This window comes from Priestia sp. Y58 (assembly GCF_029522095.1).
GTDB lineage: Bacteria > Bacillota > Bacilli > Bacillales > Bacillaceae_H > Priestia > Priestia megaterium_E.
The window spans coordinates 485,633-504,487 of sequence record NZ_JAKWFL010000003.1 but is presented as its reverse complement, the minus strand read 5'-3'; the positions used below and the strand labels follow the sequence as shown (position 1 = coordinate 504,487).

Annotated in this window: 19 protein-coding genes and 1 riboswitch; of the genes, 6 read left to right on the top strand and 13 right to left on the bottom strand. The window is 38.7% G+C overall.

Annotated elements, in window-relative coordinates:
* Nucleotides 1-8: 8 nt before the first annotated feature.
* From MMB68_RS12595 to MMB68_RS12560, 8 genes are all read right to left on the bottom strand, one after another.
* Nucleotides 9-572 carry a TetR/AcrR family transcriptional regulator gene (locus MMB68_RS12595; protein WP_221783175.1) on the bottom strand — a complete coding sequence of 188 codons (564 nt, stop codon included), beginning with the start codon at nt 570-572 and terminating at the stop codon, nt 9-11.
* A gap of 90 nt (nt 573-662) precedes the next feature.
* Entirely contained in the window at nt 663-2,279 is a 1,617-nt protein-coding gene (locus MMB68_RS12590; protein ID WP_221783173.1) for a long-chain-fatty-acid--CoA ligase, read from the bottom strand.
* Nucleotides 2,280-2,298: 19 nt separating this feature from the next.
* Complete coding sequence (locus tag MMB68_RS12585; protein WP_221783171.1) at nt 2,299-3,072, bottom strand: SDR family oxidoreductase; 774 nt, start codon at nt 3,070-3,072, stop codon at nt 2,299-2,301.
* Nucleotides 3,050-4,294, bottom strand: a complete 1,245-nt coding sequence (locus MMB68_RS12580) for an acyl-CoA dehydrogenase (protein WP_277447852.1) — start codon at nt 4,292-4,294, stop codon at nt 3,050-3,052. The genes MMB68_RS12585 and MMB68_RS12580 overlap by 23 nt, the downstream gene beginning before the upstream one ends.
* A gap of 150 nt (nt 4,295-4,444) precedes the next feature.
* Entirely contained in the window at nt 4,445-4,708 is a 264-nt protein-coding gene (locus MMB68_RS12575) for a DUF1292 domain-containing protein (protein ID WP_028408533.1), read from the bottom strand.
* Nucleotides 4,709-4,794: 86 nt separating this feature from the next.
* Nucleotides 4,795-6,519: a PAS domain-containing sensor histidine kinase gene (locus tag MMB68_RS12570; protein ID WP_277548912.1), complete on the bottom strand. Its 1,725-nt coding sequence runs from the start codon at nt 6,517-6,519 to the stop codon at nt 4,795-4,797.
* 161 nt (nt 6,520-6,680) lie between these two features.
* Nucleotides 6,681-6,995, bottom strand: a complete 315-nt coding sequence (locus tag MMB68_RS12565; protein ID WP_221783166.1) for a YckD family protein — start codon at nt 6,993-6,995, stop codon at nt 6,681-6,683.
* A gap of 73 nt (nt 6,996-7,068) precedes the next feature.
* On the bottom strand, nt 7,069-8,187 hold the full coding sequence (locus tag MMB68_RS12560) for an NAD(P)/FAD-dependent oxidoreductase (RefSeq protein ID WP_269870652.1): 1,119 nt from the start codon (nt 8,185-8,187) through the stop codon (nt 7,069-7,071).
* Between the two features lie 337 nt (nt 8,188-8,524).
* Between MMB68_RS12560 and MMB68_RS12555 the strand changes: the two genes are divergently transcribed.
* From MMB68_RS12555 to MMB68_RS12530, 6 genes are all read left to right on the top strand, one after another.
* Nucleotides 8,525-9,037 carry a CBO0543 family protein gene (locus tag MMB68_RS12555; RefSeq protein WP_025751926.1) on the top strand — a complete coding sequence of 171 codons (513 nt, stop codon included), beginning with the start codon at nt 8,525-8,527 and terminating at the stop codon, nt 9,035-9,037.
* Nucleotides 9,038-9,103: 66 nt separating this feature from the next.
* A riboswitch (Lysine riboswitch) is annotated at nt 9,104-9,286 on the top strand.
* A gap of 145 nt (nt 9,287-9,431) precedes the next feature.
* Entirely contained in the window at nt 9,432-10,760 is a 1,329-nt protein-coding gene (lysA, locus tag MMB68_RS12550; protein ID WP_014460106.1) for a diaminopimelate decarboxylase, read from the top strand.
* Between the two features lie 52 nt (nt 10,761-10,812).
* Nucleotides 10,813-12,075, top strand: a complete 1,263-nt coding sequence (locus tag MMB68_RS12545; protein ID WP_221783162.1) for a dicarboxylate/amino acid:cation symporter — start codon at nt 10,813-10,815, stop codon at nt 12,073-12,075.
* Between the two features lie 138 nt (nt 12,076-12,213).
* Nucleotides 12,214-12,348: a hypothetical protein gene (locus tag MMB68_RS12540; protein ID WP_013057043.1), complete on the top strand. Its 135-nt coding sequence runs from the start codon at nt 12,214-12,216 to the stop codon at nt 12,346-12,348.
* 150 nt (nt 12,349-12,498) lie between these two features.
* Entirely contained in the window at nt 12,499-12,684 is a 186-nt protein-coding gene (locus tag MMB68_RS12535) for a hypothetical protein (protein WP_221783159.1), read from the top strand.
* Between the two features lie 136 nt (nt 12,685-12,820).
* Nucleotides 12,821-13,732, top strand: coding sequence for a LysR family transcriptional regulator (locus tag MMB68_RS12530; RefSeq protein WP_277548910.1), 912 nt, complete (start codon nt 12,821-12,823; stop codon nt 13,730-13,732).
* A gap of 319 nt (nt 13,733-14,051) precedes the next feature.
* Here MMB68_RS12530 and MMB68_RS12525 read toward each other — a convergent pair whose 3' ends face one another.
* From MMB68_RS12525 to MMB68_RS12505, 5 genes are all read right to left on the bottom strand, one after another.
* Nucleotides 14,052-14,738: an O-methyltransferase gene (locus MMB68_RS12525; protein ID WP_277548909.1), complete on the bottom strand. Its 687-nt coding sequence runs from the start codon at nt 14,736-14,738 to the stop codon at nt 14,052-14,054.
* 255 nt (nt 14,739-14,993) lie between these two features.
* A complete protein-coding gene (locus MMB68_RS12520; RefSeq protein WP_277548908.1) occupies nt 14,994-15,569 on the bottom strand; it encodes a GNAT family N-acetyltransferase in 576 nt (191 codons plus the stop codon).
* 174 nt (nt 15,570-15,743) lie between these two features.
* Nucleotides 15,744-16,217: a hypothetical protein gene (locus tag MMB68_RS12515; RefSeq protein ID WP_221783150.1), complete on the bottom strand. Its 474-nt coding sequence runs from the start codon at nt 16,215-16,217 to the stop codon at nt 15,744-15,746.
* Between the two features lie 245 nt (nt 16,218-16,462).
* A complete protein-coding gene (locus MMB68_RS12510; protein WP_221783148.1) occupies nt 16,463-17,923 on the bottom strand; it encodes an aminoacyl-histidine dipeptidase in 1,461 nt (486 codons plus the stop codon).
* Nucleotides 17,924-18,076: 153 nt separating this feature from the next.
* The gene (locus MMB68_RS12505; RefSeq protein WP_013057034.1) at nt 18,077-18,853 is read right to left on the bottom strand and encodes a 3-hydroxybutyrate dehydrogenase; all 777 of its coding nucleotides are present in this window, start codon (nt 18,851-18,853) and stop codon (nt 18,077-18,079) included.
* Nucleotides 18,854-18,855 lie beyond the last annotated feature (2 nt).

Below are 18,855 nucleotides of genomic sequence, written 5' to 3'. Positions count from 1 at the left end.
AGCAGCTACTATGACTGAATACCTTTCATCAGCATCTTATAAAAAATAGCCGCAACTTCTCGATCTGTCTTTTCACCATCCGGCTGAAACCAAAAATAGCTCCAATTTGTCATTCCTAATATGCCTAGCGTGACGATATCTGAAGGCAAATCTGAACGGAACTGCCCTACTTCCATGCCTTTTTCAATGATCTCTTGTATGTTTTCTTTAAAACGATCGCGCTTTGGAATGATTTGTTCTAAGTGTTCTTCACTCAAATGACGCATCTCTCGAAAAAACACTTTAGCTCGAAGACCTTCTTTCTCAATATCATGAACAAGTTTAAAAATAATGCTGTGCAGCTTTTCTGGATAAGATGTTGTCTTATCTGCAAGAATCGTCTCTTGGTTTTCTATTAATCTTTCAATATATTGAAGGTGAATATCCATTAAAAGCTCTTGTTTGCTTTTAAAATAATAATAAAACGTTCCTTTTGTGACGTTTAATTCATTTACAATATCTTGAATCGACGTTTCTTTGAAACCTTTTTGAGCAAAAAGCTGAATGCTTCGTTCCATCATCAAATCTTTCATCGTCAAACCCTCTCTGTCTTTTCTCATTTTCACAAATTATACCATGGCTTAGAGGGAGCTTTTGAAAAAGTTTGTTTATGTTCAGCTTATTTACGTCGTTTCTTTCACCACTTCTTCTCGCAGTGCCCGTCGCAAAATTTTTCCTACATTGGTCTTAGGAAGCTCGGCGCGAAATTCAAAGATTCGCGGAATTTTGTAAGCTGCAAGGTGCTGTCGACAATAAGAAGTAAGCTCTTCTTCAGAAAGAGATTTCCCTTCTTTCACTACTAAAATCGCTTTAATGGTTTCTCCTCTGTAAGGATGCGGCACGCCAATTACAACGGCTTCTTTAATGTGGCTGTGTTCGTATAAAACTTCTTCAATATCTCGAGGGTACACATTAAAACCACTCGCAATAATCATATCTTTTTTGCGATCAACAATGGATAAATACCCGTCTTCATCTATCTGTCCAATATCTCCTGTGTACAGCCAGCCGTTTCTAAGCGCGTGAGCCGTCTCTTCAGGCTGATTCCAATAGCCCTTCATAACTTGAGGGCCTTTAATTACTATTTCTCCAAGCTCTCCTCTTGGCAGTTCTTTTGTTCCTGTAGCCACATCAACAATTTTATAAGCAGTTTGCGGAACCCCAAGTCCGACTGTACCTGGCTTTCGTTCACAAAACGGCAGGTTGCAATGCGTCACGGGGGATGCTTCTGATAAGCCGTACCCTTCTAACACTTTAGCGCCCGTTTTTCGTTCGAACTCTTTCATCAGCTCAACAGGCATCGGCGCACTGCCGCTGTTGCAGATGCGAATACTTTCGATGTTGTATTCTTCTGCCTGCGGATGATTTGTAATAGCAACATACATAGTTGGCACGCCAGGAAAAATACTAGGCTGCTCTTTTTTTATTGTATTTAGTACTTCTTCCAAATCAAAACGCGGCAATAGCAATATTTCATTTCCGCAAAGAATCGATAAATGCATACAGGAAGTCATGCCAAATACGTGAAACAATGGAATAACGGTTAAGCATTTTTCTTTTCCTAATTCAATATCATGTTTAAATATTTCGTATGATTGAACTGCGTTTGTGTAAATATTTGTATGTGTAAGCATCGCACCTTTAGATGGTCCGGTCGTTCCTCCCGTATACTGAAGAACAGCAATATCGTGTGCTGGATGGATAACCGGCTGATGAAATTCATGTTTTATGGTTAAAAAATCTAGGAAGGAAAGGTCTGGTGATGTAGGAACAAAAGGTTTTTGCAAGCTGACAGTTATCGCTTCTTCTATATCAACACGGTTTCTTATCTCTTGAAGTCTCGTATAAAAATCATCGAGTAGAATTATTTTTTTTGCCCCGGAATCGTGTAAAATATGTTCTAGCTCTTGCTCGACAAGCATAGGGTTGACCTGAGTAACAATGCCGCCCGCCGCTACAATGCCGAAATAGCTTATTATATATTGCGGACAGTTTGGCAGCATAATTGCTACACGATCTCCTTTTTTAATTCCTTTTTTCTGCAGTGCTCCTGCAAATACGCGAACTGAGTGGTACAGCTCTTGGTACGTTAACGTATGCTGATACATGCGCGTGGCTGTGTGAGCAGGATAACGTTCGGCTGTTTCTTTCAGCATATCAAATAGTGAAATATCTTCGATGTGAATGTCATGAGTGTAGGCTTCTGGATAAGGTGTAAACCATTTTTTAACGTCTTCCATCAAGTTACTCCTTTCTTATTCACATAGCATGAACTCCACCGTCTACTGTCAGAATATCGCCCGTAATATAATTAGACGCTGCAGAAGCAAGAAAAACAGCCGCTCCTTTTAAATCAGCTTCGGAGCCAAAGCGTTTTAAAGGGGTTTGACTTAGAAAATAATCTTTTCCTTGTTCCATAATCGCACCTGACATTTTAGTAGGAAAAAATCCCGGCGCAATCGCATTAACTTGAATATTATGCTGTCCCCATTTGACAGCTAAATCTTTCGTGAACGTAATGACCGCTCCTTTACTGGTGTTGTACCCGATTGTATCCATGTACTGTGGATCCGTTCCTCCAAGACCTGCAATTGAAGCAATGTTAATAATCTTACCAGCTTTTTGTTTAATCATTTCTTTTCCAGCTTCTTGGGACATTAAAAACGTGCCCGTCACATTAATATTTATCACTTTTTCCCATGCTTCAAGAGGCATTTCTTCAACTGGAGCACCCCACGTAGCTCCACTGTTATTAATTAAAATATCAATACGTCCAAATGTTTTAATTGTTTCATGCACGACATTTTTAATATCTTCAGGCTGACTGATGTCGCATGCTAAAGCGAGAGTTTTTACGCCCATGGTGGCCAATCGATCAGCCACTTGCTGACAAGCTTCTTTTTTTCTTGAACATAGAACAATATTTGCCCCTGCCTCTGCAAGCCCTTCTGCCATTTGTTCTCCTAATCCTCTGCCTCCTCCGGTAATAATAGCTGTTTTTCCAGTTAAATCAAACAAATCCTTTATGTGCATAGGTTGCCTCCTGTTCTTGATAGGATTTTAGCTCAAGTCTTGCAAGCTGTGCTTTGTGCACTTCGTCTGGACCATCAGCAAGGCGCAAAGTGCGGGCATTTGCCCAAAGTGCCGCAAGCGGCGTGTCTTCTGAAACCCCTGCTGCTCCAAATGCTTGAATGGCGCGATCAATGACTTTTAAAGCCATAACAGGAGCCATTACTTTAATCATGGCAATTTCTTTCCGCGCTTTTTTATTTCCAACTGTGTCCATCATATAAGCAGCTTTTAATGTTAATAAGCGCGCTTGCTCAATTTCAATACGCGATTCTGCCACCCATTCTTGAATAACCCCTTGCTGGGAAAGCAACTTATTAAACGTAGAACGGATTTGAATACGCTTACATAATTCTTCAAGCGCTCTTTCTGCTGCTCCTATTAGACGCATGCAGTGATGAATACGTCCAGGCCCTAATCTGCCTTGAGCAATAGCAAACCCTTTTCCTTCGCCTAAAAGCATATTAGATGCTGGCACACGCACATTGTCATAATGAATTTCAGCATGTCCATGAGGAGCGTGGTCGTATCCAAAGACTGGCAGCATGCGTTCAATTTTAACTCCTGGAGTATTTAATGGAACTAGAATCATAGACTGCTGTTCATATTTAGATGCGGTAAAATCGCTTTTCCCCATGACAATAGCAACTTTGCAGCGAGGATCTCCCGCACCTGAAGACCACCATTTTCTTCCGTTGATTACATATTCATCGCCTTCTCTTACAATACTGCACTGAATATTTGTGGCATCAGAAGAACCTACATCTGGTTCTGTCATAGAAAAGCAGGAGCGAATGTCTCCATTTAACAGCGGCTTTAGCCATTTTTCTTTCTGTTCGGGCGTTCCGTATCGAACCAGTACTTCCATATTGCCGGTGTCAGGAGCTCCGCAGTTAAAAGCTTCTGGTCCAATAATAGAACGGCCCATAATTTCGCAAAGGGGGGCATATTCGACATTTGTTAGACCCGCTCCGTATTCGCTTTCTGGCAAAAATAAGTTCCATAATCCAGCTTGCTTTGCTTTTTCTTTTAACTCTTCCATAATCGGAGGAACAGCTGACCATCTAGACGGCTGTTCATTCAGCTGTTGTTCGTATAGCCGTTCGTTTGGGTAAATATGCTCTTCCATAAAAGAGGTCAATTCTTTTTGCAGCTTCACTACTTTGTCAGAGTAAGAAAAATACACGGTAGTCCCTCGCTTTCATTTACTTACTAACCGGTTGGTATGTTACATATTCATCATAAATGAAGGGAAATAATTCAGCAAGATATTTTTAGAAAAATTCTAAATATTATATTATTTAAAATAAAAAAAGAGAGGTTTTAACCTCTCTTTTTACGCGGATGTCATTTCCTCAAATACGGCTGATACCTTTTCAAACTCCTCGTCATCTTCAATTGAAGACCATTCACCATCATCTTCAATTTTCAAAAAGAAAACATCAATTTCTTCTTCTGTTTCAATTAAAACTTCTTCCACAAACGCAACGGCAATATAATCATGCCCTTCAATCGTCATTTTTCCAAGCACTTCAATATCTTGCTCTTGATCATTTTCATCTAAAATTGTAAAAATCTCTCCCGTTTCAATGCGTTCCATCTTATTCCCTCCTATTTTAACCTCATTATTCGTTCACTAACATGTATTCCCCTTTAGAAAAGGTTTCATGCTTATAAAAGTAGAATCTACTTTTTAAAAGGCAAAAGAATGTCTACAGTAGTTCCTTTTCCAAGTTCACTTACAAAGTTAATTTCTCCTCTATGTTCTCGAATGATCTTATAGCACACCATCAGTCCAAGCCCCGTTCCTTTCTCTTTGGTACTATAAAAAGGTTTTCCTAAATGCTGCATTCTTTCCTGCGTGATGCCTGGCCCCTCGTCGCTAAACCGGACAACAAGGTTCTCCTGATCAAATCTTTTTAGTTGAATCGTTACGGTTCCTCCACTTGGCATAGATTCGACTGCATTTTTAAATATATTGCTAAACACCTGTTTCAACTGATTTTCTTCGCATAATACGAGAGGAAGATGAAGATCAATTTCTTTTTTTACGTGAATTTTCTCTGTAATCCCCTGCACCTCAGCTAGCTTTAACGTATTCTCTAAGATATCTTGGACGTGTTTGTCCCTGTAGGTTTTCGCCTGAGGCTTTGCAAGACTCAAGAACTCATCGGTAATCAATTCAATTCTATCTAACTCATGATTTATCATTTCTACATAGTAAGGCTGACCGCTCGTTTCTTTTAATAACTGCATAAATCCTTTTACCGCCGTCAGAGGGTTTCGAATTTCGTGAGCTATACCAGCCGCTAACTGTCCGACTAAGGAAAGCTGAGCGGATTCACGCAGCAATTTTTCAGTTTTTTTACGTTCTGTAATATCACGAAACAAAACTTGAATGGCCTGCTTTCCCATATAGGGAATAGGGAAAGCAATGGTTTCGGCATCAATCGTATGACCGTCTTTATGAATAAACTTTTCTTCTTGTAGGTCTACAGATTTATTTTCTGTTTTCATTCGATAAATTCGCTGTTTTACAACATCATAGTAATCATGGTGAACAAACTGATAAACACAAGCTCCTAATACGTCTTGAGGACTTTTGTATCCCAGCGCTTTGGCTCCTGCAGGGTTGATGTAATCAATTTTCCCTTCACTATGAACGATAATCGCTTCTGGTGATAACTCAATCAAACTTCGGTAGCGTTCTTCGCTTTCTTTTAAAGCCGTTTCGGCCTGCTTGCGTGATGTTATATCTCGATAGACAAAAGCAATGCATAGCGGCCAATCGTTCATATTTTCAACGCGGAATAGTGTGACGCTTACATTAATTAAATGACCGTCTTTATGCTGTCTGACTGTCTCAAATTCCGTTTTCGATTCCCCTGATTGAATGGTCTTATGAAGTTCGCACACTGGCTCCTTTAAAAACGAAGGTATAATCGGAAGAGGCTTTTGATAAATTTCTTCAAACGTCCAGCCAAATGTATTCTCAAACGCAGGGTTCACTTGAAGCGTTTTACCTTCTAAGTCAACGACAGCAACAGCATCTGCGTTATGATAGATAAAAGGCTGAATCTGTTCTTTTTTCTCCTGATAACTAGTTATATTCACGCAATGTCCCATGATTTCAGGCTTTTCTGTGTAAGATAAAGGGGTTAAGTTTACTACATAGCGTTTATCATTTATTTGAAGCTCGTACATAAGCTTTTTCTTTTTATTTAGTGCTTCGAAAAAATGCTCATACGAGACCCATTCTTCTAGAGGTATTTTTTGCTCATGAACACTCTCACCTTGATACATACTGTAAACAAGATGGTCATCTTTTTGTTTGTAAGCAAATATGATTCCTAGCGCCTCAGCTGAATGATTTTCTGCATGTAATCGGACTATTTTTTTATTTTCGTTCATCGTTCATATTTACCTACCCCTCACTAGCATCTTTCCTACTCGTTCTCATTCTCTTAATTTTACATGAGGATTTTAGAATTTACTAGATAAAGAAGCGGATATTTTCCATTCATTCACATAAAAAAAACGCCTGTAAAGGCGCTTTTTTATGTGAATATGAATTACTTTGAATGATGCATTTTATGACAGTGTCGCTTCGGCACAAAACCATTTTTCTCCATATGCTGATAGCGATTTTCCATATGTGAAGAAATGTTTTGACTCTCCGTTTTGCTTAGCACGCCGTACTCGACATATTTTGAAAGTATTTCTTTCTTTTTTGCTAGCATTTCTTTGTATAGCACGGACAATTCCTTCTTTTGCTGAGACGTCAGCTGCACGTCTTTTGTTTCTGGCTGAGGATTGTTTTCTGCTAATACAGGCGTCGCGCTCATAAATAAAAAAGCTGCTGCTGCACTTATCATAATCTTTCGCAAACAATCTACTTCCTTTCATCATATAGTAGTTATAGTTTGCGAACTTCTATTTGTTTTCATTCATTCTGTTTGCTTAAGACTCGATAGCTCCTCTTACATCATAGTCGCTGAGATCAATTTCCATTTCCATTTCAAGTGCTAATTTAGCAAGCTCTGAACCAAGATAAGGACCCGACGTTAAGCCTGAAGCTCCGAGACCATTCGCCACTAGTATTCCTTCGTAAGCCGGAAGAGCCCCGATGACTGGCAAGAAGCCTGGAGTAAATGGTCGAAACCCTACCCTTGTTTCTAAGACTGTGCTTTCTGTTAAGCCAGGAGCAATTGATAAGGCCTTTGAAAAAATTTCATGAAGCCCCCCAGCAGTTACTCTCAAGTCATAACCCGTATCGTTTTCATGTGTTGCTCCAATAACAATTTGCCCTTGTTCAAATGAAAGAATATATTGGTCGCTTGGAGGCATCACAACGGGCCAGTCTTTTGTATCTAAATCAGGGAGATGCAAGTGGACAATTTGCGCTTTTTGAAAGCTTGCTAAAAATTTCACTCCAAGAGGCTCTAGTAATTGATTTGCCCACGCTCCTGCTGTCACGATTGTTGTACTTGCTAGAAGGGTTTGTCCATTTACAGCAACGCCCGTTACTTGATTATTTTCATAAAGTAGTTCTGCGTTTCCTTCTATTATTTTTGCACCGTTTTTCTTCGCTGCATTCACAAGTGCGTTTCGAAGAGCTCTTCCGTTGACGCGAGCGGCTCCACTAATATGAACTGAACTGTATTCTTCCGAAAGAGCCGGAAACAAAGCCTGTGTTTCTTTAGCGGATAAACGTGTAATCTCGCCTATTTCGGGCGCTTCTTCCCGACGCTTATATGCTCGCTCTTCCATTTTTTTAAGCTTTTGTTCATCAGTATGTAAGCTAATTGCTCCTACTCGCTTATATCCCGTATCCGTTTCTCCATCTTCTTCTAATTGCTGAATTAATGTTTGATAGTACTTGGCGCCGCCTTTTGCTAAGCGGTACCATGCTTTATTTCGACGCTGCGAAAGCCATGGACAAACAATTCCTGCTGCTGCATCAGTAGCTTGACCAGCATCCTGGCGATCTATCAATGTCACATCTGCTCCTGCTTTTGCTAAATGATATGCTGTAGAAGCTCCAAGTATCCCAGCTCCAACTACGATGTATGTTTTCATACCAAAACACCCTTTTCTTTCTTCTAGTATTCTCATGCTATATGTATGCAATTTTAGCATAGCAAAAAAAGAAGTCCCATACTAGGCGAAGCTATTTTGAGCTTACTTTTACGTCTTGCTGACTTTGACATATAGCTCCTTTCATCTTGTAAACAAAAGTGTTAGAAGTTCTTTTACGGAGATTATAGCAGGGTGAAGACAGTCATAAATAGTGGTAGTATGTCTTTACCGCTGCTGCTTACGGCTTTTCTATTATAGTTTCTGAATAAAAGCGGAGAGAATAAAATTTCTATAATATGTAAATAAAAAGAAATAACCATTATTTTAAGGAGAGCGTATGCAATCTTCATTTGTATTATTTTTCATCATTCTTGGTTTACTATTTGGCAAGTGGCGAAGGTATCAAGAATACTATCCTACTTTGCTGTTTTGGGTCACGGGGAATTTGCTTTATGAAGTGCTGCTGTTTCATCACCGCGTATGGGTATTTCACCCTGTTGGTATTGATCACCTTTTTCTACCCGATCACCTAATGGTTTCCCTTGGAATAACCTTAATTATTTATCCGTTTGTTATACCGGTTTTTTTAGGAAGGCTGCCGCTGCATGTAAGCGGCCGGCTGTGGTGGATTCTTTTGTGGGCGCTTTTATTTACTGTGATTGAGTTCATTGCTTATGTTAATCACAGTATCACTCATCATTATGGATGGTCGCTGCTGTGTTCTTTTCTCTTCAATATTGTCACGTTCTCACTTTTAGTCATTCATCAGAAGACAGCACTGGCTGCTTGGATTCTATCTGGAAGCTTCATAGCTTTCTTATTTATTTTTTTTGATATTCCTATGCCTTAACTTTTCGTTGACTAGACAGCGGAAAAAGAAATATAATAGGAATTACATTTAAATATAATTTTCCTCTCTGAGAATAGAGGTGCATGAAATCAAGAGTCACTTATTGGAGACTAATGGAGTCTGTGAAGATAAGTAAAAGGGATTTCGTGCCGAAGTATATAAACATCCATTGTGTTCATATACTGGTTCAGTATTGAATAAATGCTGAGCTGTCACAAACCATTTGGTTTGTGGAGAGCTATTGAAGAGATGTTGATGCCTAGAATGTAATAATACTTTATTATTATGAAACCAAGACGCGTGAACATCACTTCACGGGTCTTTTTTGTGTTTTTCTACTGACCATCAAAGTTCAAAGTTATAGTTGAATGATTTAAATGGAGGGATACGGATTATGTACTTACATGGAACGAGTAAAATTAACAGCAGCAATCATTTAGAAATTGGGCAGTGCGATACGGTCGAACTGAAAAAACAATACGGCACTCCTCTATACATCTACGATCAAGAATTAATTGAGACGAAATGCAAGGCCTTCCATTCAGCCTTTCAAAGAAGCGGATTTTCATATCAAATCGCCTATGCAGGGAAAGCGTTTCTTTGTATGGAAATGGCTAGCCTTTTAACGAAGCTTGATATGTCATTAGATGTGGTCTCAGGAGGCGAATTATTTACAGCTCTTGAAGCTGGATATCCAGCTGAACGCATTCATTTTCATGGAAATAACAAAACGATTGAAGAAATTGAAATGGCTCTTGATGCGAATATTGGCTGTTTTGTTGTTGATAACTTTACCGAACTTGAAGTTTTGCATGCCTTAGCAGCTGAGCGCAAACAGAAAGCATCTATTCTTCTGCGTGTTACTCCAGGGATTGAAGCCCACACACATGAGTATATTATGACCGGACAGGAAGACTCCAAGTTTGGATTTGGTCTTTCCAATGACCAGGCTATGAAAGCGGTAAGTTCTGCGTTAGAAAAACCTTACTACGATCTTTTAGGCATTCATTGTCATATTGGTTCGCAAATTTTTGAAGTAGATGGTTTTTCTCGCGCCATTGATATTTTAACTGATTTCTTATTCAGTATTCGTGATAAAATGGAGTTTGAAGTAAAAGTTTTAAACGTAGGTGGTGGTTTTGGTATTCGTTATACCGAAAGCGACTCTCCTCTTCCAGTTGAGTATTATGTAGATGCACTGACAGAAAAGCTAAGCCGTACGTTAACTGAACAGAATTATACCCTTCCAGAAGTCTGGATTGAGCCTGGAAGAAGCATCGTAGGAGAAGCGGGTACAACGCTTTATACAATTGGCTCAACGAAGGAGATTCCGGGTGTACGCAAATACGTAGGAATTGACGGCGGTATGACCGATAATATCCGCCCTGCCCTTTATGATGCAAAACATGAAGCTGTCTTGGCTAATAGAGTGACGGATAAAAAAGATGAAACAGTATCAATTGCGGGGAAATGCTGTGAATCAGGAGATATGCTTATTTGGGATATCGATTTACCGCGCGTTAATCAAGGAGATTTATTAGCAGTGTCCTCTACAGGTGCCTACAACTATTCAATGGCTAGCAATTACAACCGTATTCCGCGCCCTGCTGTTGTATTTGTGAAAAATGGAGAAGCTCGTCTTGCTGTAGAGCGAGAAACATACGAAGATTTGGTGCGTAAAGATGTAAAGCCAGTCGTTACTACGTATGCAATGAGCAAATGATAGCCGTTCTTGCGTAGTAAAGAAGCTATTGTTGTTTGGAGGAAATCTAACTATGGTTTTAAGTGTATTTAAAACGTACAGATCATCGCTTATTCTGCTTCTCGCTATTTTAATTGGCGGGATAGCAGGATATGCTATCGGGCCCGATGTGGCAGTCGTAAAGCCCTTTGGTGATTTGTTTCTTAATTTAATGTTCATGATTATCGTTCCCCTTGTCTTTTTTAGTGTGGCTTCGGCAATTGCAAACATGAACGAAATGAAACGTCTTGGTAAAATTATGCTAGGTATCGCCGTTGTGTTTGTCGCCACTGCTGCTGTTTCAGCCGTTTTAGGCTTTTTAGGCGCATCACTTTACAATCCGCTACATAATGTAGATACTTCTGCCATTAAAGAATTGATGGGTGACAGTGAAAATACAGCTGAAAAAATGACGCTTTTAACTCAGCTTGTTGGTACATTTACTGTACCTGATTTTGTTCAGTTATTTTCGAAAGAGCATATTTTACAATTAATTGTCTTTGCCGTTATTTTCGGTATTGCTACAACAATGGCTGGTGAAAAAGGACAGCCTATGGCGAAATTTCTGACTTCGGGTCAAGAAGTATCGATGAAGGTTGTTAAAATTGTGATGTACTATGCCCCCATTGGTTTAGGATGCTATTTTGCTACTGTAGTAGGAGAACTTGGACCAAAGATCTTACAAGGGTACGCTAGAGCATTTATTCTTTATTTATTAATTGCAATCGTTTACTATTTCGGTTTCTTTACGTTATACGCATGGATTGCTGGCGGTAAAGCAGGAATTAAGCTGTTTTGGAAAAATGCAGCTGCTCCTTCTATCACCGCTATTGCTACCTGTTCTTCTGCTGCATCTATTCCAGTCAATTTAGATGCAACAAAGAAAATGGGTGTGCCGCTGGATATTGCTGAAACGGTGATTCCACTAGGAGCAAACACCCATAAAGATGGTTCTGTTATCGGTGGTATTCTAAAAATTGTTTTCTTATTCAGTTTGTTTGGCAAAGATATGACGTCTGCTATGAGTATTTTGAGCATATTAGGCGTAGCCTTTTTAGTTGGAGCCGTAATGGGAGCAATTCCTGGAGGCGGTATGATTGGCGAAATGTTAATCATTACAATTTATGGATTTTCCCCAGAAGTTCTGCCCATAATTGCGGTCATTTCCACAATTATTGACGCCCCTGCTACGCTTTTAAACAGTACGGGAAATACAGTAACAGCGATGCTTGTTACAAGGTTTACAGAAGGAAAAGACTGGATTAACAAAATTATCACCACCGATAAAGTCGCCTAGCAAAAAAGCAAAGGGAACAGTCTTAGTGACTCTCCCTTTGCTTTTTTCGTGTGCAGTAATATCGGTAGCGGTGTATAAAGTCTGTAAATACGCACATTCTATAGGTATGTTTCATAACCGGACTGGAGGTGTCGTCTAATGAGTAACGCTGCAGGAGGTTCAAAGAAAAATCAACCGAATGATGCGAATCACGTAAGCGCAGAAACAAAGGCTCATCAAAAACGTCTTACTGAGCAAAACAAACAAGAGCATCAAGCTGAAGAACGAAAATAAAATGACGTTAAAGAGCGCAGCGCCTGCGTTCTTTAACGTCATTTTATTTTCAGAGAGAACTTCATACCCCCGCTCGTTATGGGGCTATCGTACAACCTCCTTTCGAACTTTTACATATTCTATTAATAGGTTTGTAAAAGGAGGAATGATATGATGTTTTCTTGGCTAGAGATTACAGCCGCAGCCTTTGGACTTTCAGTTATTTTAATAAGTTTTGCATTTTTGCCCGAACGTACAGGCAAAAATCTTTATATTCCTCATCAGCTAGTAGCGAAATCCATGTTTCTCTACAAAAAGATTATTCGTTTTATAAATCAATTTCGACAGAAACTTTAGTTCATTTCCTTTCCCTGTTTTTATTCATTGGATATATCCTCCCCCTTTTTAATCAGCGCATTTACAGTAAATAATTTAATGGTTAAAATAAAGAGTAAAGAAAAAGGATAAGCAGTTTGCAGAAATGGAGTTTCACATGGAAATCAGAGACTTAGAATACTTTATAGAGGTAGCGAACCATAAAAATTTTACAAAGGCAGCGCTGCAAGTTCATTTGTCACAAACGGCTTTAAGTAAAGCCGTCAAAAAAGTAGAAAATGAACTAGGATTTGAGCTTCTTGATCGCTCAACAAGAGAATTAAAGCTAACTGATGCAGGAGAAGTCGTGTATCATCAGGCAACTAAAGCTCTGTCGGTGTTAAAAGACATGCCTCACTTGTTGGGAGATTTAATGAACTTGCAAACAGGGCAAATCAAGATGGGCGTCCCTCCGCTCATCGGGACCTTGTTTTTCCCGAAGATTGCAAAAGCATTTAATGAACGATACCCTAAAGTATCTCTAGAGCTTATTGAATTTGGAGCAAAAAAAATTGAAGCACTTGTGGAAGAGGCTGGTGTAGATATAGGGATTGTTATGCTTCCTCTCACAAGCGGTCATGATGAACATTTTCACGTATACCCGTTCGTTAAGGAGAGATTCCTTTTATACGCGCATAAAAACCATCCTTTAGCGAAACGTTCTTCCGTCTGGATGAAAGAATTGGAGCATGAAAAATTCATTATGTTTAGTGAAGAATTTACGCTGCACGACCGGTTAATTCAAGATGCTTTAAAATCAGGCTTTGTGCCTTCTATAGCGTATAAAAGTTCTCAATGGGATTTAATTATTGAATTAACAGCGGCAGAACTAGGTATTGCTATCTTACCCGAATCGCTTTATGCCAAAGTGAAAGATTCCAATATTATTACGGTACCTATTGCAGATCCTGAAATGATGTGGGAACTTGGAATTATTCTGTTAAAAGAACGCTACAGTTCATTCGCTGTACGAGAATTGATTAATTTTTTAACCAAAAAACAAATGACAGATAAATTGGGGCCCATTTAAAAAGAGTCTGGAACAAAAGTATGTTAGTTGAAGGACAATCCGAACGAGTTTGGTTGAGAATCCAACTCGTTCGGATTTTTTCGTGGGGACGCTGAACGTAGGTTTCATGTATGTAGGTGCTTCTAGCTGTTGATTGGAAGGCAAAGCGGAGACTCCTGCTGGAAAAGCAGAATAGGAGAGCCTCCCCGAAAGCGTAGTCTTACATGGCAATCAACAGCGCTGTGACAAGTAGTCCAGCTCATGGATCCCATTTGTTCATCTTTAGATTGGATGGATTTAGGTATGTCTCCGTCTCTTTTTATGTGTAATACAAATTTTATCATTCAACAATCCCTACAATGAATCCATCATAGCCTTTGCTTCCAACGGTTTGTATAGCCGTGGCGCTGATTCGTTTTTCTTGAGCCAGAGCATTCATAAATTGTCGAATTCCCTTTACATTTTCATCTTCACTTTCTGAGTTCACCACATGCCCTTGACGAACAACATTATCACAAATAATCGTACTTCCTCTTTTCGATAATTCTAGAGCACACTTTAAGTAATTTGGGTTATTCGGCTTGTCAGCATCAATAAAGATAAGATCAAACGGCTCTGTTCCCTTATCCTTTAATACAGCTAATGTATCAAGCCCGGGGCCGACAATGACTTCTACTAAGTGGCTTACTCCCGCTCTTTTTAAATTAGCTCTTGCTACTTCTGCATGCTGAGCGTTTAATTCGAGCGTAATCAGCTGTCCGTCTTTCGGAAGAGCTCTGGCTAGCCAAATCGTGCTGTACCCTCCAAGAGTACCAATTTCCAAAATACGTTTAGCTCCTTTTAAAGAAGCTAACAAATGCAGAAACTTTCCTTGACTAGGCGATACGTCGATGGCAGGTAATCCAGCCTCTTGATTTGCCTTCAATACCTCATCAAGAATAGGGTCAGGTTCTATAAGCTTATCATTCATATAAAGATCCACTTCATTCCAAATTTCATATATAGACATTTTCATACTCCTCCACATAAGTGATAAAAGCTTTATTATTATTTCAAAGATAAGAATATGTTTTTCTCATATTCAGCTTGTTGCCGTAATCGTTCGTATTATGAATGTGTTCTAGCTCTCTAATAAACTATCCTGCTCGCTCTTAAAAAGAATTGTTATATGTCCATAAAAAAAGACCTTCAGAGAGGTCTTTTTTATCTTTAAATAATCGTAGCTCAATCAGTAGAAAATAGCCGGTACCTTTCTACCGGCTATTTTCTAGAAGACATCTTATTATCCGTTATGACTGGACTTAAATACTATCGGTGTACGTTCTGTTTCTATTTTCCAAATCATGTGATGATACCCTTTGCTCCAGTAATCTTTTACTAAATAATGTGGTTCGCCAAATGTTTTTTTCCATACTTTCTGAGCATTCTTGTATCCGCTATCCAAACAGATTTTTTTAATTTCTCTGCTTTGAAGCGTAAGCAGCATAATATGTACAAGCAGTGTTCCTACCCCTTTTCTTTGGTACTTTGGATGAACAAAAACTGTGCCGATTTCAATCCATCCTTGTAGCTCCCCTTTTGTACACGCCATAATTAATTCACTAACAGGGCCATATTCAATACAGCCAATAATTTTATTGGTACACGTATCTATTCCGAGCCAAAAGAATCGATGTTTTCCATCGCTATCAAGGTCACTTTTTAAATATTGTTCTTTACTTTCAATTTCTATTTGTATATCGTTCACCATGTCAGATAGACCCTCTTTCTGAAAGGTATCTGTGATTACTTCATTAAAAAGCTCGTGAAGTTCTGCGCGGTCCTCTATTTTTGGTCTTCTTATTTCAATATGATGCAATGTTCATTCCTCCTTGTTATTTCACGGCAGAATATGAAGCTTTACCATTATTATTTATCCATATATGTTGATAATCCTTTTCTCTTTCTACAGTTTTTCCAATAAAAAAGCACGAGAAACTTTGAGTTCTCGTACTCTTTTATAACATGGATTCTACTTTTCTATTGGGAACTGTTAATACGGATTCACAAAGCTCTGTATTTTACATACGAATTCAGAAAGATTTTCCTTTATTTCTTTATCCTCTGTTTTCTCTACTTGCTCCTGTATGGCATCAATCATTAAACGTGCTTTTTTAGGATCTATAGACGCCTGTTGGCTGCTATTATTTGATAAACTCTTCAAAATTTGATTAGTCATTTTGTTTTTATCATGAATATAAAATAACATTTGAGGAACTTGATTAATTAACAAATTTACGTATCTACGAAACTCCTCTATCTCATATAATTCTCTTGAATTACCTTTAAAGCCATCAACCGAAAGCATAAGACTTTGATAGCCTTTGTCACTGCGTTGATTAAGTGCTTTAATCACTTTCAAAAATCGATCGAACTTTAGATAGCGTATTTCGTCTTTCCTTAATTCTAAAAATTCAATTTCTCCTTTTTCCAAAAAGGGATCCTTGATAAGACTATTATCATTCATATACATTCTCTCCCTACTAATTTATTAGTTGCAGAGCTTGTTTTGAATTCATTTGTCTATCGTTTTAGTAATTGTTTACCTCTTTTAGGGCCATTTTAAAACCTTTATTTGTAAAACGCTTACATAAATGTTCTCAATTGCCTATCGCGTTGAGGTCACCCTGCTTATTATCTGATAAATAACGAATGAAAAAGAGCTCCTTTACAGAAGCTCTTTTTAAAAAAATTATAGGGATACTGATAACTTTATATCTTATTTGTCTCTTTTAATATCGCTAATAAGTATTCCCATGTCTTAATAGTAGACGGAATGCTCAGGTGCTCATCAGGCGTATGAACGTCGTACATATCGGGTCCGAGCGAAATGGCGTCTAATCCAGGGATTTTTTCTAGGAAAATACCGCATTCAATTCCAGCATGGATAGCGATGATCTCCGCCTCTTCTCCATACTTTTCTTTGTAAACCTTTTTACATAATTCACGAATTTTTGAATCTCCATTGTACGCCCATTCAGGATAATTACCTTTTGTTTCAACTGTTCCTCCGACTACCTGAGCAAGTATGCGCACTTGGCTTACTATTTTTTCTTTTAAGCTTTTTACTGAGCTGCGAATTTCATTTTGAAAAACAACCTCAGATTCTGTTGTCGTGATCACACCTAAGTTGGTAGAAGATTCTACCAATCCTTCAATATTCATACTCATGCTTTGAACGCCGTTTGGTGTTAGCATAATAGCTTGTACAATTCGTTCTGTCGTTTCCTTTGTAAAACATTTCTCAACAGAAGAAGATTTGTTTATTTTTACATATACGCTCGGATCAGCCGCTTGTAATTCATTTTTTACTATTTCGTTCCACTCACGAACCTTATTTTCTAGCTTTCCTACCTCAGAAGGCTCAACTGATAGAATTGCTTCTGATTCACGGGGAATCGCATTTGATTTTAATCCGCCGCTAATGCTGCTTAAAGAATAGGGAAGTTCTTGTTGTAAATCATATAAAACTCTCCCTAGCAGTTTATTAGCATTTCCTCTTTCTTTATCAATTTCCATTCCAGAATGTCCGCCACGCAACCCACTGATGCTTAAGCTATATGTTTCTGAGTTATTGGAAGACGATTCCCAATTTACAGGAATGCGAAGCACGCCTTTTACCCCGCCCGCGCTGCTGACGAGCAGCTTTCCGTCCTCTTCTGTATCAAGGTTAATGAAGATTTCCCCTTCAAAATAAGCTGGATTTACAGCAATGGCTCCACCCATAGTCGTTTCTTCCTCAGTAGTAATGACTACTTCAAGAGAGGGGTGAGCTATATCATGAGCATCTAATAAAGCTAGTGCATATGCAACCGCAATCCCGTTGTCAGCTCCTAGCGTAGTACCATTTGCGTAAAGCATCTCTTCCACAATTCGCAGTTGAAGCGGATCTTTTTCGAAATCATGGACAGTTCCTTTATTTAACTCGCATACCATGTCCATATGTCCTTGCAAAATGATAGCTGGAGCATCTTCATATCCTTTAGTTGCCGGCTTTTTAATAATTACATTTAAAGCCTCGTCTTGTATAACTTCAAGGCTTCTTTCTTTTGCAAAAGAAACTAAATAGTCACTAATTTTCTTTTCATTTCCAGATTCTCTAGGAATAGCTGAAATTTCGTTAAAAAAATAAAAAACCGGATGTTTAATTAATTCATTTACTGTTTGCACCATATGTATCATCCTTTCTAATCTGTAGGCTTTTTTTATGTATAGCCTAGTTATATATATTTTAACGTTGATTAACTCGATAGAATAGATATAACATAAAAAAGCATAAATGAGCTCATTAGACTCCTTTATGCTTTTAATGACTTATTCTATTTTTTATTGAGCTGTATATCCGCCGTCCATTACTACCGCTTGACCAGTTACACCTTTTGCTTTATCACTCGCTAAGAAAATAGCATAGTCAGCAATTTCGCTCACGTCTAGTAATCTTTTTTGAGGGACTAAAGGATAAATAACTTCTTCAAGCACACTCTCTAATGGTACATTTCTTGTTTTAGCTAAACCATCTAACTGACCTCTCACTAGTGGTGTATCCACATAGCCAGGACAAAGTGCATTCACCGTAATACCGTGTGCTGCGCCTTCAAGAGCAGCTACTTTTGTTAGCCCAATTACACCGTGTTTAGCACTGTTATAAGCTGCTTTGCCCGCAAAACCGATTAAACCGTTGATAGAAGAAACGTTAATAATACGTCCGAACCCTTGTTTTTTCATAATCGGAAACGCGTGCTTAATCGCCATAAATGGAGCTGTTAGCATAATTTTGATCATTAACTCATATTTTTCAGTTGGAAACTCTTCGATTGGAGAAACATGCTGCAAGCCAGCGTTATTAATGAACGTATGAACCGCTCCAAAATGCGCGTTTGCTGTTTCAATTAAATGTTTGATTTCTTCTTCTTTTGTTACATCGGCTTTGACACCAAGCGCTTCAAATCCAGCTTCACGAAGATTTTGTGCTGCAGCTTCTACAGCAGCTTGATCAATGTCGGATAACACAATTTTTCCGCCGTTTTCTGCGAATCGTTTACCTATTTCAAACCCAATTCCTCTTGCTGCTCCTGTGATTACAATTACTTGATTTTCAACCATCT

Excerpts from the sequence above, each read along its gene's own strand:
- MMB68_RS12595 (WP_221783175.1), bottom strand. The coding sequence starts at position 572 with ATGAAAGATTTGATGATGGAACGAAGCATTCAGCTTTTTGCTCAAAAA.
- MMB68_RS12590 (WP_221783173.1), bottom strand. The coding sequence starts at position 2,279 with ATGGAAGACGTTAAAAAATGGTTTACACCTTATCCAGAAGCCTACACT.
- MMB68_RS12585 (WP_221783171.1), bottom strand. The coding sequence starts at position 3,072 with ATGCACATAAAGGATTTGTTTGATTTAACTGGAAAAACAGCTATTATT.
- MMB68_RS12575 (WP_028408533.1), bottom strand. The coding sequence starts at position 4,708 with ATGGAACGCATTGAAACGGGAGAGATTTTTACAATTTTAGATGAAAAT.
- MMB68_RS12570 (WP_277548912.1), bottom strand. The coding sequence starts at position 6,519 with ATGAACGAAAATAAAAAAATAGTCCGATTACATGCAGAAAATCATTCA.
- MMB68_RS12560 (WP_269870652.1), bottom strand. The coding sequence starts at position 8,187 with ATGAAAACATACATCGTAGTTGGAGCTGGGATACTTGGAGCTTCTACA.
- MMB68_RS12555 (WP_025751926.1), top strand. The coding sequence starts at position 8,525 with ATGCAATCTTCATTTGTATTATTTTTCATCATTCTTGGTTTACTATTT.
- lysA (WP_014460106.1), top strand. The coding sequence starts at position 9,432 with ATGTACTTACATGGAACGAGTAAAATTAACAGCAGCAATCATTTAGAA.
- MMB68_RS12545 (WP_221783162.1), top strand. The coding sequence starts at position 10,813 with ATGGTTTTAAGTGTATTTAAAACGTACAGATCATCGCTTATTCTGCTT.
- MMB68_RS12540 (WP_013057043.1), top strand. The coding sequence starts at position 12,214 with ATGAGTAACGCTGCAGGAGGTTCAAAGAAAAATCAACCGAATGATGCG.
- MMB68_RS12535 (WP_221783159.1), top strand. The coding sequence starts at position 12,499 with ATGATGTTTTCTTGGCTAGAGATTACAGCCGCAGCCTTTGGACTTTCA.
- MMB68_RS12530 (WP_277548910.1), top strand. The coding sequence starts at position 12,821 with ATGGAAATCAGAGACTTAGAATACTTTATAGAGGTAGCGAACCATAAA.
- MMB68_RS12525 (WP_277548909.1), bottom strand. The coding sequence starts at position 14,738 with ATGTGGAGGAGTATGAAAATGTCTATATATGAAATTTGGAATGAAGTG.
- MMB68_RS12515 (WP_221783150.1), bottom strand. The coding sequence starts at position 16,217 with ATGAATGATAATAGTCTTATCAAGGATCCCTTTTTGGAAAAAGGAGAA.
- MMB68_RS12510 (WP_221783148.1), bottom strand. The coding sequence starts at position 17,923 with ATGGTGCAAACAGTAAATGAATTAATTAAACATCCGGTTTTTTATTTT.
- MMB68_RS12505 (WP_013057034.1), bottom strand. The coding sequence starts at position 18,853 with ATGGTTGAAAATCAAGTAATTGTAATCACAGGAGCAGCAAGAGGAATT.